Consider the following 14,276-nt stretch of genomic DNA (forward strand, 5'->3'; position numbering starts at 1 on the left):
GAAGCCGATGCCGCGCAAAAAAGGGGCGCACCGGAAGGTGCGCCCCTCGCTTTGGTTAGGCGAAGCGGAAGTCGTCGATGACGAAGTTTTCCGTTTTCACACCATTGAAGGTGATGGAGGAGCCGTCATCGAACGCGATCTGGGCACCAGCGTCACCGTCGGTGAATGCGCCAGAGGACAGGAGTGCCTGGTAGTCGGCAAACACATCCTTCGACAGCACGACCACATCCTGCCCTTCAGCGCCGGCCTGGAAGTCCAGCACCACGTCGCGACCGTCGCCGGCCGCAAACACGAAGGTGTCGGCACCCGCACCACCCGTCAGCACGTCATTGCCCGTACCGCCGTTCAGCGTGTCGTTGCCCGCCCCCCCGTTCAACTGATCGTTGCCGGAGCCACCGCTGAGCACGTCATTGCCGGCCCCGCCCATCAGGACATCGTTGCCGGCCCCGCCTTCGACCACGTCGTTGCCGTCGCCGGCGACCACCCGGTCATTGCCTGCACCGGCATCGACCATGTCGTTGCCATCGCCGGCGAGCACCGTGTCGTTGCCGCTGCCGGCTTCGATCATGTCCTTGCCGTCGGTGGCTACCAGCGTGTCGTTGCCGTCGGTGCCTTCGACGACGTTGTACTCCGTGTAGCCGTCGATCTTGATCGTGGCTGTGCCGGTCGATTCCCCACCCTGGGCGTCACGCACCGTGTAGGTGACGGTAACCGTGGCAGCCTGCTCGTCTTCCAGCGCCTGGAAGGCGGAAGACGGATCGGCGACGAGCTTGCCGTCAACGATCGAGAAGGCCGCGGCCGCCTGAGCATTCGTCAACGCCAATCCAGTGACGGCCGTGACCGCGAAGCCGACGAGCGTCAGCCGGTCGCCCTCGACATCCGTATCGTTGGCAACGAGGTCGAATGTGGCGGTCTCGTTCTCGGCAACAGTTCCTGTGTCGGCGACCGTCACCGGTGCATCGTTGACCGCCTTGATCGTGACGCTGACGGTGCTTTCGCTGCTTCCTCCCTTGCCGTCGGACACGACGACGGTGAAGCTGTCCGTTCCGTTGACATTGGCGTTCGGCGTATAGGTCCAGGCGCCGGTCCTGCCGTCGACTGTAACGCTGCCATTGGCCGGCCCCGCCCCCGTCTTGACGGCGTAGGCAAGTGTGTCGCCATCGACATCCGTCGCCGTGACCGTGCCGCTGACCGACGTGTCTTCGTTCGTCTCGACGGCAACGGGCGACGCAACGGGTGCATCGTTGACCGGCTTGACGGTGAAGGTGGCGCCTGCCTCGCTGGACCCGCCGCGACCATCGGAAATCTGGTAGCGGAAGGAGGCTTCGCCGTTGAAGTTGGCGGAAGGCGTGAAGCGGATGCCGCCCTCCTCGACGGTGGCTGCACCACCGACGACCGAGGTGACGCTGGTCACCTTCAGCTGATCGAGATCGGCATCGCTGTCGTTGGCGAGCAGGCTCGCAAACGGGATGACGAAGGACGGCGCATCTTCATCGATCGCAACAAGCGTGTCGCCAACAGCAACCGGGCCGCGGTTGACCAGACCATTGGCAATCGCAGCGCGGTTCATCACCGTGCCGTCGGCAAAGGTGACGAGTTCGACACCGCCGCCTGCCAGCTGGCCCTTCAGGGTCAGCTTTTCGCCATTGGCGAACTCGACCTCAACGGCTTCACCGTATTTGTGCAGGACCGCCTCGCCGCGGGCGATGTCGTGCAGGACGAGAACGTCGCTGTCGCCCGACGCCGTAGCAGTTTCGACGATCTCGTCGGAGCCTTCGCCACGTCCATAGACGTAGGTATCGGAACCGTCGCCGCCAATCAGGACGTCGTTACCGGCGCCACCTTCGATCACGTCGTCGCCGAGACCGCCGGCAATGATGTCGGCGCCCTCGCCACCCATCAGCACGTCGTTGCCCTTGCCGCCGGCAAGCGCGTCACGTCCGGCGCCGCCCAACAGCGTATCGTCGCCGTCGCCGCCATCGAGGCGATCGTCGCCGCCGTTGCCGATGAGCGTGTCGTTGCCGCCAAGGCCATAGATCGTCTCGCCGACTTCACCACCGACCAGCATGTCACGGGCATTGGTGCCGTTGATCACCTGGCCGCCTTCGAGGCCCGACTTCAAATCGACGACCGTCAGATCGTCGAAGGACAGCCCGGCATTGCCCCAGGAATAGAGACCGAAGGTACCGGCATCGAGACCACGGTCGCCGACCGGATAGGCGAACAGCGCCTCATCGTTGAGGAAGGCGGTGATCTTGTCGCCGACGACTTCGACGCGCAGCTTCATCGCCTGGCCCGGCTCATACTTGCCCGGAACCTGGGCAAGGATTTCCTCGACCCCGTTCTTCATGCGCACGAGGTTGAAGATGCTGCCGGCGCCATTGCCGGGGCTGCGATCGAGGATGCCATCGGCATCGAGCTCGAGCTTGTAGTAGTTCTTGTTGTCCTTGTAGCGGAACAGGAAGCCGAGGCCGTCCTTATCCGGCGTCTGGATCGTCGCCTCGACGGCATAGTCGGTCCAGGCAAGGGCTGCCGGATCCTTGAACAGCGCGTAGGTGCCGAGACGAAGCACGTTGACGCCGTCGCCAAGTGGGCTCCAGCCGCGCTTCCACAGATCCGATGCCGTTGCGCCGCTCCATGTCAGCTCGCGGCTCGCAAGCCCGGTCGTCTGCACCAGCTTGCCGTCGGCAAGCAGCCATTCGGAGGCCTTTCCATCCGGTCCGATCCCGCCAAGCTCGCCCTCATCGACGATGTTGAAGCGCGACAGGGACTGCGGCGACGAGAAGTCTTCTGCAACCAGAATCTTGCTGCGGTCGACGACGGTGATGTCGACACGGTCGGTCGAAACCGAGCCGTCCACCGCCGTCACCTTGAGCAGCAACTTGTTGACGCCGGTGTCGAGATTGACGTTGGCGGTCTTGCCATTGGCGATGACGTTGCCGGCAAGGTCGGTCCAGACATAGTCGACCAGCTGCTTCGGGCCGAACGAGCCGGAGGCATCGAGCTTGACCAAAACCTTACCGTCGCCGTCGATGTCGTAGGTTCGCTGGTCGATGCCGGCTTTTGCCGTCGTGTCCGCCCTGGTGACGACGATGTCGTCGAAGACAGAAGCGCGCTGGCCGCTGGAATAGAGGCCGACCGTGCCGCCGGTCAGCGGTGCATTGGCGTCGGTGACCGGTCCGGCAAAGACGTTCTTGTCACCGAGGAAGATGTTGATGACGCCGCCGGTGATAGCAACCGTTAGCGGGATTTCCATGTTGTAGGGCGAACCTTCATTCACCGATGCAAGGATGGTCTCTACGCCATTGGCAACCTTGACCAATTGACGACGATTGGTCTCGCCATCGAGCGTGAAGCGGTAGTGGTTGTTGGCATCCTTGTAGTAGAAGAGAACGCCGATCGTGTCGTTGTCGAGCTGCGTCAACGATGCCTCGAAGACGTAATCCGTCCAAGTGGACGAGCCTTCGCCGACGAAGACCAGCTTGTTGCGGGCGGCATCGCTCTGATCGAAGAGTGCTGCTTCAGGTGCCGCAAGGCCGGTTGCTCCGGTCGGGCGTGAGAAGACCGTTCCCTTGAGCAGGAAGTTGCCGGTGTTGCCGTTGGCAGCCCCGATATCGGTCGCCCAGCCATTGGCGTTGCCGTCATTGAAGGTCTCGACCAACAGCGTGCGGTCGCCGCGGACGATGACGTCTACCGTGTCGCCGGTCTTGACGCCGTTGAAGTCGGTCGTGGTCAGCGTCAGCTTGTGCTTGCCAAGCTCGAGCGCGGCGCTCGCGTCCTTGCCTTCAGCCACCACATCGCCGTTTTCGTTGGTCCAGACCCAGCTCTTGACGCTTGCCGGCAGTAGCGACTTGGCGCCTGAAAGCGCGACATTGGCGGACGAGGCGCCGGCCAAGGCATCGGCGATGATGTCGTCGCCGGCTTCGGCCATGGCACGGGCCTTGCCGCCGCTGACGTCGATGTTCTCAAAAACTTCCTGGTGGCCGCGGTAATAGCCGGTCAGGCCATCACGATCGAGTTCCGGCTTGGTGCGGAAGCCGTCGAGGTAGTCGTCAAAGCCGGTGAAATAGGTTTCGGTGGAAATGCGGTTGTTGTCGGGGTCGATGGTGATCAGCCGGATGGCGCCGTTGCCGCCATTGTTGCCCTTGGCCTCGTTGCCGTTGCCGGTGATCTCGCGCGACACGCCATTCTGGTAGTTGACCAGGAACTGGAACACCGGCTCGCCGTACTGGTTGTAGGTGATGTCGGTCTCGGCGCCATCGCCGAAGATGTGACCGGAGAAAGTCATGACGATGTTGGGGTAGCGGGCGAGCAGTTCGCGCGAAACATATTCGCCGTCATTGGCGCCGCGCTGGTCGGTGCGCATGCCGTAGTCGTAGCCGGCACCTTCGTCATAGAGCGGAAGGGCCAGATTGTCCTGCCGGCCGGCATAGCTCGTCAGCGAGTGGGTGGCGAGCATGACGCGATAATCGGGATGGGCCTCGATGACGTCACCTGCCCAACGGATCACGTCGTCGCGGGGACCGAATTCGAGCGAGATCGACAGCCACTTGGTGCCATCGGGCGCGGTGAACGTGCTGTAGGTGTTGCGGGCGCTCATCAGTTCCTGATCATAGGCGCCGCCGAAGGTGCCCGGATTGGTCGCCGTCTGCTTGTCGGGCGAGAAGCGCTGATCGAGATGGATCGACGAGTGGTCTGCGGCATTGCCGCCGTTCGCCTGGTCATGGTTGCCCGGCAGAAGCGCGTAGGGGATCTTGCCGTCGAGCTTGCGAAGGGCCGCTTCAGCGATGTCCCACTGGCCGGAAAGGTTGTTCTGGGTGATGTCGCCGACATGGGTCATGAAGACGATGTTGTGACTCTGGCGATTGTCGACCAGCCACTGCGTCATGTCGCCGAAGAAATGCTTGATTCCATCGTTGGAGGTGTAGTCCTGCGTGTCCGGGAACACGGCGATCGTATAGGCGTTCGCACCGGCGACCCGGACGCGGAAATCGTCGGTGACAACGTGACCGGCAGTGTCGATTGCCGTGACGCGGATGTCGGAATGGCCGAGGGCAGCAAAATCCAGCACCAACTTGTTGCCATTGGTCAGAACGGCACTGAGTACTTCGCCCTTGCTGTTCTGCACTGTGAAGGTCAGGTTTTCGCCCGAGAAATGCTGCGACAGGTCAATCGTCACATTGGCCGCATCCGGCGTGACCATCATATCCTTGATGGCCAAGGTCTTGACGACGGAGCCTGGATTGGGGTTCGTCGTGTCCTGGCCAACGGCCGGAATACCCGCCGATCCCGGCGTCGTCGTCGACACGGTCGTGCCTTGGCCGCTGAGGGAACCCTGGCCGAATGCCGGCGTGGTCGAGCCCTCGCCGAAACGAAACTCAGTGCCGTTGGACGACAGCGCATCGCCCTTCAGTGCATCGGGAACGATGCCTTCCGGCTTGGCATTGCCGAGCGCCGAGAGCTCCGAACCGGTCAGAACCTTTTCGATGAAGAGGAAATTGCTGAGGTAGCCGGAGGAGGTTTCACCGTCTTCGTCCGCGAAGATCAGGAAGCCCTTGGCCTTGTCGATGGTGAAGCGGGCGGCAAGCGAACCCGTCATCTTCTGTTCGGCGACAAAGTCACCGTTGATATATTTCTTCATCGAGACGCCGCCGCTGGCGTCCTTGTCGATCGTGAGACCAATGCGGTTCCAGGCATCGAGCTTGGCAGAGCCGCGATAGTCGCTGTTGATGCCGAGGCCGAAGCTTTCGCCGCCGACCTTGCCGAAGATATCGCCGTCAGACGTGTTGGTGACATCCGTCTGCAGGAACGGGATCCAGCCGCTGGAGCCGGCGGACGGGAAATAGACGTCGTAAACGAGGCTATAGGACGAAACATTACCTGTGCCGCCGGGCGATACGAGAATGCCCTGCTGGGCCTGCACGCGGGGAATATTAAGGAGCCAATCGGAGGAAGATTGGATCGGCGTCGCAATCGAATTGGGGGAGGAAGTCATGTCGGCTTTCTCTCTAAAGGTGAACGGGATCGGCTCTTGGCCGTGCGTCACCGTTAGCCGCCACGCTTACCGCGCAGATGACAGTTGCTTAACAAAACGTAAAACGGCCATAGCGTTTTCCGATGGCTGCCATCGGTTTCGTCCGTCACCGGATGGCCTGGCAGACTGGCGAGGCGAAGTGTCATGTGCCTGTCAGCTTTTCCGACAATGATGCCGGCGCGGATCCAACAGGCTCCCGCGTGACAACAGAACCGGAAGCAATGTCGATTACCCAATTGAAAGCGTTTCACATCGTCGCCCTGTCCGGCGGCTTCTCCCAAGCCGCCCGCGACATGGCGATCAGCCAGTCGACCCTGTCGCAGCACGTGCGGGAATTGGAGGCGGATTGCGGCCAGAACCTGCTCGATCGAAAGGCCCGCGGCGTCAGCCTCAGCGCGCATGGCGAGCGCCTCTTCGAGATCACCTCGCGGCTGTTCCAGGCGGAAAAGGAGGCGAATGCTTTTCTGCGGGGAGAAGCCGGTCTGAATGGCGGGCATCTGCGCGTTGCGGCCGACGGCCCCATCCTGGCGCTGCCGATCCTCTCGCGGTTGAAGAACGAGCGGCCGAAACTGACCTTTTCGCTTGCTGTCGACAACTCCGCCCGCGTCATCGACCAGATCATCGACTATCGCGCAGACGTGGCGATCACCGCGCAGATCCCCAATGATCCGCGTCTGCACGGCGTGCACTTCCTGAGCATGCGGCTCGGCCTGTGCGTGCCGTCATCCCATCCGTTGGCAGCGCGCGACGGCGTCACGATGAAGGACCTCGAAGGCCTCTCCTTCGTCATGCGCGAGCGCGGCTCGCGCACCCGCGAAATCTTCGAGAAGAACCTTGGCGACCACGGCATCTCGATCCATCAGCTGGTCGAGATCTCCTCGCGCGAAGGCGTGCGCGAGGCCATCGCCAATGGTGTTGGCTTCGGGGTGGTCGCCGACCTCGAGTTCGGCCACGATGCCAGGCTTTCCTTCGTACCGATCGACGACGCCAAAGAGGTCATCGACGAATACGCGATCTGCCTCGCCGAGCGTCGCCATCTGCCGCTGATCCGCGGTTTCATCGACGAGGCTAGCCGACTGCTGCCCGACGCCGGAGAGACGTTCCATCTGCCGGCGCATCGCGGGAAAACCATGGGTAAAACAAATGCATCGGCATCATTGCTAACGCAATAGGTTAGCCGACACCGAACCCCTAACGTAACGTCAGCCTCAGAGCTTCGCGGCAGTGCCGAAGCCTGTCAGGAAGGATGTCAGATTGTCGGACAGCGCATCGCAGAGGTAGCCACCTTCCTGAATGATGGCCGTCGGCAGACCCAGGCCGGCGACCGCCTCACCAATCCTTGCAAAGCCTGGCGTCGACACGGACAGGCCGCCGAAGGGGTCGCCCTCGAAGGCATCGAGGCCGAGCGCGACGACGAGCGCGTCCGGCGCGTAGGCACGGATGCGGCGGAAGGCGACATCGAGAGCTGCCAGGAACTCGGCGTCGCCGGACTTGCGCTCGAGCGGGAGGTTGAGATTGTAACCGAGGCCCGGCCCCTCGCCGCGCTCGTCGGCATGCCCCCAGAAGAACGGATAGAACCGCACGGGATCCGCGTGGATCGACACCGTCAGCACATCGGATCGCTGGTAGAAGATGCCCTGCGTACCGTTGCCGTGGTGCAGGTCGATGTCGAGGACCACGACGCGGGCCGCGTTTGAGAGGAAGCGTTGCGCTGCGACGGCGGAATTGTTGAGGAAGCAGAAGCCGCCGGCAACATCGGCAAAGGCATGATGACCGGGGGGCCGGCAGAGTGCATAGGCGGCGCGGTCACCCGACATGACCGCGTCTGCCGCATCGACCGCGCTCCAGGCGCTCCAGCGCACGCTATCCCAGGTTTCTCCCGAGATCGGGCACGCGGTGTCGGCCATGTGATATCCTGCCTGCCCCACGGCAGACGCAGGATACCGGCCGCCGCGGGCGAGCGGATGGATGTTGGGGATCACCTCGTCCGAAGCTTCAGCGATCTTCTGCCAGCGGGCGTAGATATGTTCGAGGAAATCGAGATATTCGGGCGTGTGCACGGCGGCAATCGGGCCGAGGCCGTGATCGCGCGGACGAAGGATGGTGCAGCCGGCATCGCGGGCGCCGGTAAGCAGGCGCTCGACCCGTTCGGGCTGCTCGGGGTTCGGCTGCGGCGCGCCGCTCGAAAGGAAAGCCTTCGGATCGTGTCGTTTCTGTTCCTGGGCGTAGAAGGCTTTCATGCTCTCTCCAATTCCTGCGTCTTCAGGCTTTCATTTTCCGGCAAGCGCCACGAAGGCATCGCCATAGGCGGCATGTGCGCGATCTTTCGTCTGCCAGGTGATGCCGAGCCGCTCGTAAAGGCGCTGCGCGGCCATGTTCTCCACGTCGACTTCCAGCCGCAGATAGTCCCCGCCCCTCGCCTTCGACCAGGCTGCCACTTTTCGCAGAAGGCGCTCGCCGATCCCGAGGCCGCGAAAACGATCGTCGACATAGAGATCCTGCACGAAGACCCCCGGCCTCCCGCGCCAGGTCGAGAAGATCGGAAAGAACAGGCAAAGGCCCGCAAAACCTCCATCCACCTCGGCAATCAGGCTGCCGAAGGCGGCGTCTGGACCGAAGCCGAACCGGCGATAGTCATCGGCTGTGCAGGTGACCTTGCCCGCCATGTCGAGGCCGCGGCCCATGGCCCGGATCGCGGCGTGTATCGTTTCCGCGTCGCCGATTTCCCCGGTGCGAATGCGGATATCCGCGGTCAAGCTTTGCGTTGTCGTCACAATCATTCCCCTTGATGCTGACGGCCGAAAGCTGCCGGCGATCTCGCCCGAGCTTCCGGTGTCAGAATGCCACCTGATCTCCACCCTTGAGGCCGAGAAGTTCACGTGCTTCCTTAGGGGTGGCGACCTCCAGCGACAAGGCGTCAAGCACGGTACGAATACGGTGGACCTGTTCGGCATTGCTGGTCGCAAGCTGCCCGCGGCCATTGTAGAGGCTGTCTTCCAGCCCCACCCGAACATTACCGCCCATCGCCGCTGCCATGGTGATCATCGGCATCTGGTGTCGGCCAGCGGCCAGCACCGAGAAGGAGTAGTCGTCGCCGAAGAGCTTGTCGGCGATGCGCTTCATATGCGTCAGGTTCTCCGGATCGGCGCCGATACCTCCCAGGATTCCGAAGACGAACTGGATGAACAGATGGCCGGAAACCAGACCACGGTCACGGAAATGTGCCAGCGAGTAGAGGTGACCGACATCGTAGCATTCGAACTCGAAGCGCGTCCCGCATCCCTGCCCGAGCCGCGTCAGGATGAACTCCATGTCGGCAAAGGTGTTCTTGAAGATCGAGCTTCGCGTCGCCTCTAGCAGTTCCGGCTCCCAGGCGTGCTTCCAGTCGGTCGGCTTGTCCAGCGCCGGGAACAGGGCGAAGTTCATTGAGCCCATGTTCAGCGAACACATCTCCGGCTCGGCGCGCAAGGACGCCGCCAGGCGATCCTCCAGTGCCATCAGCGACGAGCCGCCGGTGGAGATGTTAATGACGGCGTCGGTCGATTGTTTGATGCGTGGCAGGAACTGCATGAACAGCGAAGGGTCTGCCGACGGACGACCGTCCACCGGGTTTCTTGCATGAAGATGCAGGATAGAGGCGCCGGCCTCGGCCGCCGCTATCGCCTCCGAGGCGATCTGGTCCGGGGTAACAGGTAGATGGGGCGACATGGTCGGCGTATGCACCGAGCCCGTCACCGCGCAGGTGATAATGACCTTCCTGCGCGACGTCTTGGTTTTCGTCATGGTGTCGATCTCAGCGGTTGACGGGAAGGTTAAGCTCGGCAGCGAGCTGTTCGAGCACGTCGCCGAGGATGGCGACGATCTCGCCGATCTGCTCCCGTGTGATGATCATCGGCGGGCAGACCAGGAAATGATCGCCCTCGACGCCGCCGCGGGTGCGGCGTGAATAGATGATCAGCCCGCGCTCGTAGGCGAGATCGACGACCCGTTGATGCGCGTTCAATTCCCTAGGCAATGGCTTCATCGTCTCACGGTCCGAGACGAACTCGGCGGCAAGCAGAAGCCCCTTGCCCCTGACGTCACCGATGAACGGGAAGCGCTCGGAAAGCGCAACGAGTTCGGCCTTGAGGGCGTCGCCCATGACAGCCGCATTGTCGATGAGCCCGAGCCGATCGATCTCGTCAAGCACAGCAAGACCGGCAGCGCAGGCAAGCGGATTGCCGGCATAGGTGAAGCCATGCTGGAAACCGCCGGCGTCCAGCACCGGCTGGACCAGCCTCGAGGGTGCTGCCATGGCGCCGAGCGGGCAATAGCCCGAGGCAAAGCCCTTGGACAGTGCGATCAGGTCAGGCTTGCAGTCCCAATGGTCGCCGCCGAGGAATTTCCCAGTGCGGCCGGCCCCACTCATGACCTCGTCATGGATCAGGAGGATGCCGTACTTGTCACAGATTTCGCGGATGCGCCGATAGTAGCTGTCGGGCGCCACCAGCGCACCGGTCGAGGCGCCGCCGATCGGCTCCATGATGAAGGCAAGCACGCTGTCAGGGCCTTCGGACTGGATACTGTCTTCCAGCATGTCGGCATATTTGATCCCGCGCTGTTCCATCGTCAGGTTGTCACGATCGAGATAGGCGGTCGGTGCCGGGACCTTCGGCATTTCGCGCATCATCGGGGAAAACGGATCGGAGAGCGCCGCATAGCCGGTGACCGCCAGCGCGCCGAGCGTGCCGCCGTGGTAGGACGGAAAGCGCGAGATCACCTTCCAGCGATCCTTCTGGCCGGTGGCGACCGCCCATTGGCGGGCGAGCTTCAGGCAGGATTCGACCGCCTCCGACCCGCCGGAGACGAAGAAGATCTTGTCCATGCCTTCGGGCAGCTTTTCGGCGGCACGGCGTGCCAATTCTTCGGCCGGTTCGTTTTCGAAGTGAAGGCGATAGGCGAAGGTGACGCGATCCATCTGCCGCTTCATCGCCTCGAGCACGTTGCGATTGCCATGGCCGATATTGACCACCATTGCACCGCTGGAGCCGTCGATCACCCGGCGGCCATCCTGGTCCCAGAGATAGATGCCCTCGGCCCGGTCGACCAGCGGCCGACGCAGACGCGACTGGTAGAACAGGTGTGAAGCGGGCCGTTCGTTGGAAGCTGTCGTCTTGAGCATGTGCGGTCTCTGTCAGCGTTTGAGGTAACGGTTGAGAACATTGGCGGTGACGCGTTCGACCATCTCGTCGCCGCGTTTCAGGGCTGCCACCCATTCGCAGCTGCCGGCGTGGAACACCTCGCCCTTGCCGCGCGGGAAATTGACGATCATGCCGCAGCCGCGCTTGACCTTGTCGACGGCCGCCTCGCCGGCATCGCCGATCAGCGTTTCCGCGACGAACTTGGCGTCGGCGTCAGAGAGGAACTGATCGTCGGCGGGTATGTCGGCGCTTTCTTCCTTCAGCGACGACATGCCGAGCGCCAGGATTTCCAGCCCATCGGGGGCGCCGCTGTCTTCCGTCGGTTCCGGCAAGCCGCCGCGGATGATGTAGTCGAGGCCATCGACCTCATAGCCGAAGGCATGGCCGTCCGCGCCGAGGATGTCGCCGTAGTAAATACCGGTTCCGGCAAAAGCCCAATGCTCCGGCCGATAGACCGGAAAGCCGCGGGCGCCGCGGGGGGCGCAACCGCCCCAGCCGACATAAAGCCCGCGTGTGGCAATCAGCCCGAAGGTCGAAGAACCGGGACGACCGATTTTTCTGTCCTCCCAGGAGCCGGTCATGCGCGTTGGATCGTCAGATCGACAGGCCGGATCCTCGGCGCGCGCGCGATATTTGTAGCACACCTGCCGCTTGCCGCCGTCCTCCAGGCGCGTCTGCCACATGAAGTTGCCGGCAAAGCGGGCTGCGTGACCGCCGCGCTCGACATAACTGTCGACTGCGTCGCGCATCTCCCAGGTCCAGTATTCGTCGTGACCGACGAAGACGACGCAGTCGTAGCCGTCGAGGATTTCCGGATTGAAATGCAGCTCATGCTGGCTGGCGAGATCGACGGCATTACCCTCGCGCTCGGCCCAGCGGAAGAAGTGACTGTCATAGCTCGCCCAGCCGGAGGAAGCATATTTCTTGGAATAGCCGTTGGCATAGGCCCATTCCATATGCGGGTAACGCGGGGCGACCGCCATCGGCGAATAGATCTCCAGCGGCACCCGCGGTGCATCGGCCGGCAGTTGCACAAAGCCGCGGCAGAACGGCCGCTCGATGCTGACGGTGGTCGCGTACTGGTCGCGGTTCGGACCGGTGATACCCTGGTAGTGGTTGGATCCGCCCCAGGTGTTGTAGGAGGTCCAGGATCCGGTCGCCGCCACCTGCAGCACGCGGCCCGGCTTGCGACCGGCCTCGGGGCGGACGATGAAGAGGTGCTGGCAGCGAATGGACGCCCCGTCACGACCTTCGGCCGTCAGGGTGATGCGGTAGGCGCCAGAGGGCCAGCTCTCGTCCACCTTGAATTCAAGTGTCGTCTCCCAGCCGCAGCCGACGACGGAACATTGATCCGGCGTATCCTGCCAGCGGGCGGCGATGCCCAGCCGTTTCATGACGGCCGTTTCGACGGCGCCGTCGCGCGCGATCTCCAGCGCGAACTGGGGCGCGGTCGAGCTCACCTGAAGCCGGACGGTTGCACCCGGCGGGTAGGCGTAGGCGTCGGTGTAGCACCAGATCTCGCCGCGCTCGCCGTCCATCCCTGGGTATTCGTAGTAGTGGCCGAGCACCGCTTCGCGGCGCTGCTCCGGCGTCAGCCCGAAATCGGGGAATTGGTTGCTGCTTGTCTTCATCGCATCCATCACGCCGCAAGATACTTTTTCAGGAAGGTTCGCGTGCGCTCCTGTTTCGGCTCGCGGAAGATTTCGCTCGGGGGTCCCTGTTCAACGACGACACCGCCATCCATGAACAGCACACGGTCGGCGACCTCGCCGGCAAAGCGCATCTCATGCGTCACGATCAGCATCGTCATGTGCTCGGCGGCGAGTTGCTTCATCACCGCGTTGACCTCATCGACCAGCTCGGGATCAAGCGCCGAGGTGGCCTCGTCGAAGAGCATGACCTTCGGCTGCATCGCGAGCGCTCGGGCGATGGCGACACGTTGCTTCTGGCCGCCGGAAAGCCGCGACGGATAGGCATCGACTTTTTCCGCCAGCCCGACCTTCGACAGAAGTTCCACCGCCAGCTCGCGGGCCGCCGCCTTCGCCATGCCCTTCAGGATGATAGGCCCCATCGTGACGTTTTCGAGGACCGTCAGGTGCGGGAACAGATTGAAGTGCTGGAACACCATGCCCATCTGCTGGCGCACCGCGTTGATGTGCCGCTCGAAGGCTTGGCCGCGCAGATCCTGGTTGACCTTTACGCCGTCAAGCCAGATCTCGCCGCCGTTCAAAGTTTCGAGGTGATTGATCGAACGCAGAAGCGTACTCTTGCCGGAGCCGCTGGGGCCGATGATGGCAACGATCTGGCCGCGGGCGACCGACAGATCGATGCCCTTCAGCACCTGGAGTTCACCATAGGCCTTGCGGGCCCCCTTGACTTCGACCATGGGTCGCTGGGCGGTCATCGTGATACCTCCACGTTCTGTTCGACCCGGCGCAGACCCGCTTCGAGCACGAGGTTTAGCATGTAATAGAGGGCGGCGACCGTGATGTAGAATTCGAACGGTCGGAAGGTCTCGCTAATGGCGAGCTGCGCGGCATGCACCAGCTCGGCAATACCGATGATCGACACCAGCGAAGATTCCTTCAAGAGCACGATCAGGTTGTTGCCCATCGCCGGAATGGTGTTGCGCACGGCCTGCGGCACGATGAAATAGCGCAGCGTCTGAAAGCGGCCGAAGCCGAGACTGCGCGCGCCTTCCGTCTGGCCGACATCCACCGCGACGATGCCGGCGCGCAGGATGTCAGCGTTATAGACCGCGAAGTGCAGGCCGAGGCCGATGATGCCGGCGACGAGCGCCGGGATCTTGAAACCGAGCTGCCCCAGCCCGTAATAGATCAGGAACAGCTGCAAAAGCAGGGGCGTGCCCATGAACAGCCACATGAATGCGCGCACCGGCAATGCGATCGTCTTGGGTGCATAGAGGACAACCAGGGCGAAAACCACCCCGAAGACAAAGCTGATCACGGCGGCCGTGACGGTGAGGACGACGGTCCACCAGACCCCCATCCAGAGGATTTCGGCATAGGGCGGAACGACGCTGAAATCGAGACCTTGCATGC

General features: G+C 62.9%; 9 protein-coding genes. 1 reads left to right on the plus strand and 8 read right to left on the minus strand.

Annotated features, from left to right (window positions below; all coding sequences use genetic code 11):
* Positions 1 to 55 precede the first annotated feature (55 nt).
* Positions 56 to 5,995 (minus strand): Ig-like domain-containing protein, encoded by a 5,940-nt coding sequence (locus LPJGGPFB_RS22725; RefSeq protein ID WP_173422144.1) that lies wholly within the window; start codon positions 5,993 to 5,995, stop codon positions 56 to 58.
* A gap of 122 nt (positions 5,996 to 6,117) precedes the next feature.
* On the opposite strand from LPJGGPFB_RS22725, the gene LPJGGPFB_RS22730 reads away from it, so the two are divergent.
* A complete protein-coding gene (locus LPJGGPFB_RS22730) occupies positions 6,118 to 7,206 on the plus strand; it encodes a LysR substrate-binding domain-containing protein (protein WP_234902960.1) in 1,089 nt (362 codons plus the stop codon).
* A gap of 36 nt (positions 7,207 to 7,242) precedes the next feature.
* Here the strand turns inward: LPJGGPFB_RS22730 and LPJGGPFB_RS22735 are convergent, their stop codons facing one another.
* From LPJGGPFB_RS22735 to LPJGGPFB_RS22765, 7 genes are read right to left on the minus strand one after another with little or no spacing between them, the layout of a single operon-like run.
* Positions 7,243 to 8,274, minus strand: a complete 1,032-nt coding sequence (locus LPJGGPFB_RS22735; RefSeq protein ID WP_173422145.1) for a histone deacetylase family protein — start codon at positions 8,272 to 8,274, stop codon at positions 7,243 to 7,245.
* 30 nt (positions 8,275 to 8,304) lie between these two features.
* Positions 8,305 to 8,814, minus strand: a complete 510-nt coding sequence (locus LPJGGPFB_RS22740) for a GNAT family N-acetyltransferase (RefSeq protein ID WP_173422146.1) — start codon at positions 8,812 to 8,814, stop codon at positions 8,305 to 8,307.
* Positions 8,815 to 8,869: 55 nt separating this feature from the next.
* Positions 8,870 to 9,817, minus strand: coding sequence for a 3,5-dioxohexanoate:acetyl-CoA acetone transferase (kce, locus tag LPJGGPFB_RS22745; RefSeq protein WP_173422147.1), 948 nt, complete (start codon positions 9,815 to 9,817; stop codon positions 8,870 to 8,872).
* Positions 9,818 to 9,827: 10 nt separating this feature from the next.
* Entirely contained in the window at positions 9,828 to 11,195 is a 1,368-nt protein-coding gene (locus LPJGGPFB_RS22750) for an aminotransferase family protein (RefSeq protein WP_173422148.1), read from the minus strand.
* A 12-nt stretch (positions 11,196 to 11,207) separates the two neighbouring features.
* Entirely contained in the window at positions 11,208 to 12,845 is a 1,638-nt protein-coding gene (locus tag LPJGGPFB_RS22755; RefSeq protein ID WP_173422149.1) for a N,N-dimethylformamidase beta subunit family domain-containing protein, read from the minus strand.
* An 8-nt stretch (positions 12,846 to 12,853) separates the two neighbouring features.
* Positions 12,854 to 13,618 (minus strand): amino acid ABC transporter ATP-binding protein, encoded by a 765-nt coding sequence (locus LPJGGPFB_RS22760; RefSeq protein WP_282438143.1) that lies wholly within the window; start codon positions 13,616 to 13,618, stop codon positions 12,854 to 12,856.
* On the minus strand, positions 13,615 to 14,274 hold the full coding sequence (locus LPJGGPFB_RS22765; RefSeq protein ID WP_173422150.1) for an amino acid ABC transporter permease: 660 nt from the start codon (positions 14,272 to 14,274) through the stop codon (positions 13,615 to 13,617). The genes LPJGGPFB_RS22760 and LPJGGPFB_RS22765 overlap by 4 nt, the downstream gene beginning before the upstream one ends.
* Positions 14,275 to 14,276 lie beyond the last annotated feature (2 nt).

Source organism: Ensifer adhaerens, assembly GCF_013283195.1.
Classification (GTDB): domain Bacteria; phylum Pseudomonadota; class Alphaproteobacteria; order Rhizobiales; family Rhizobiaceae; genus Ensifer; species Ensifer adhaerens_G.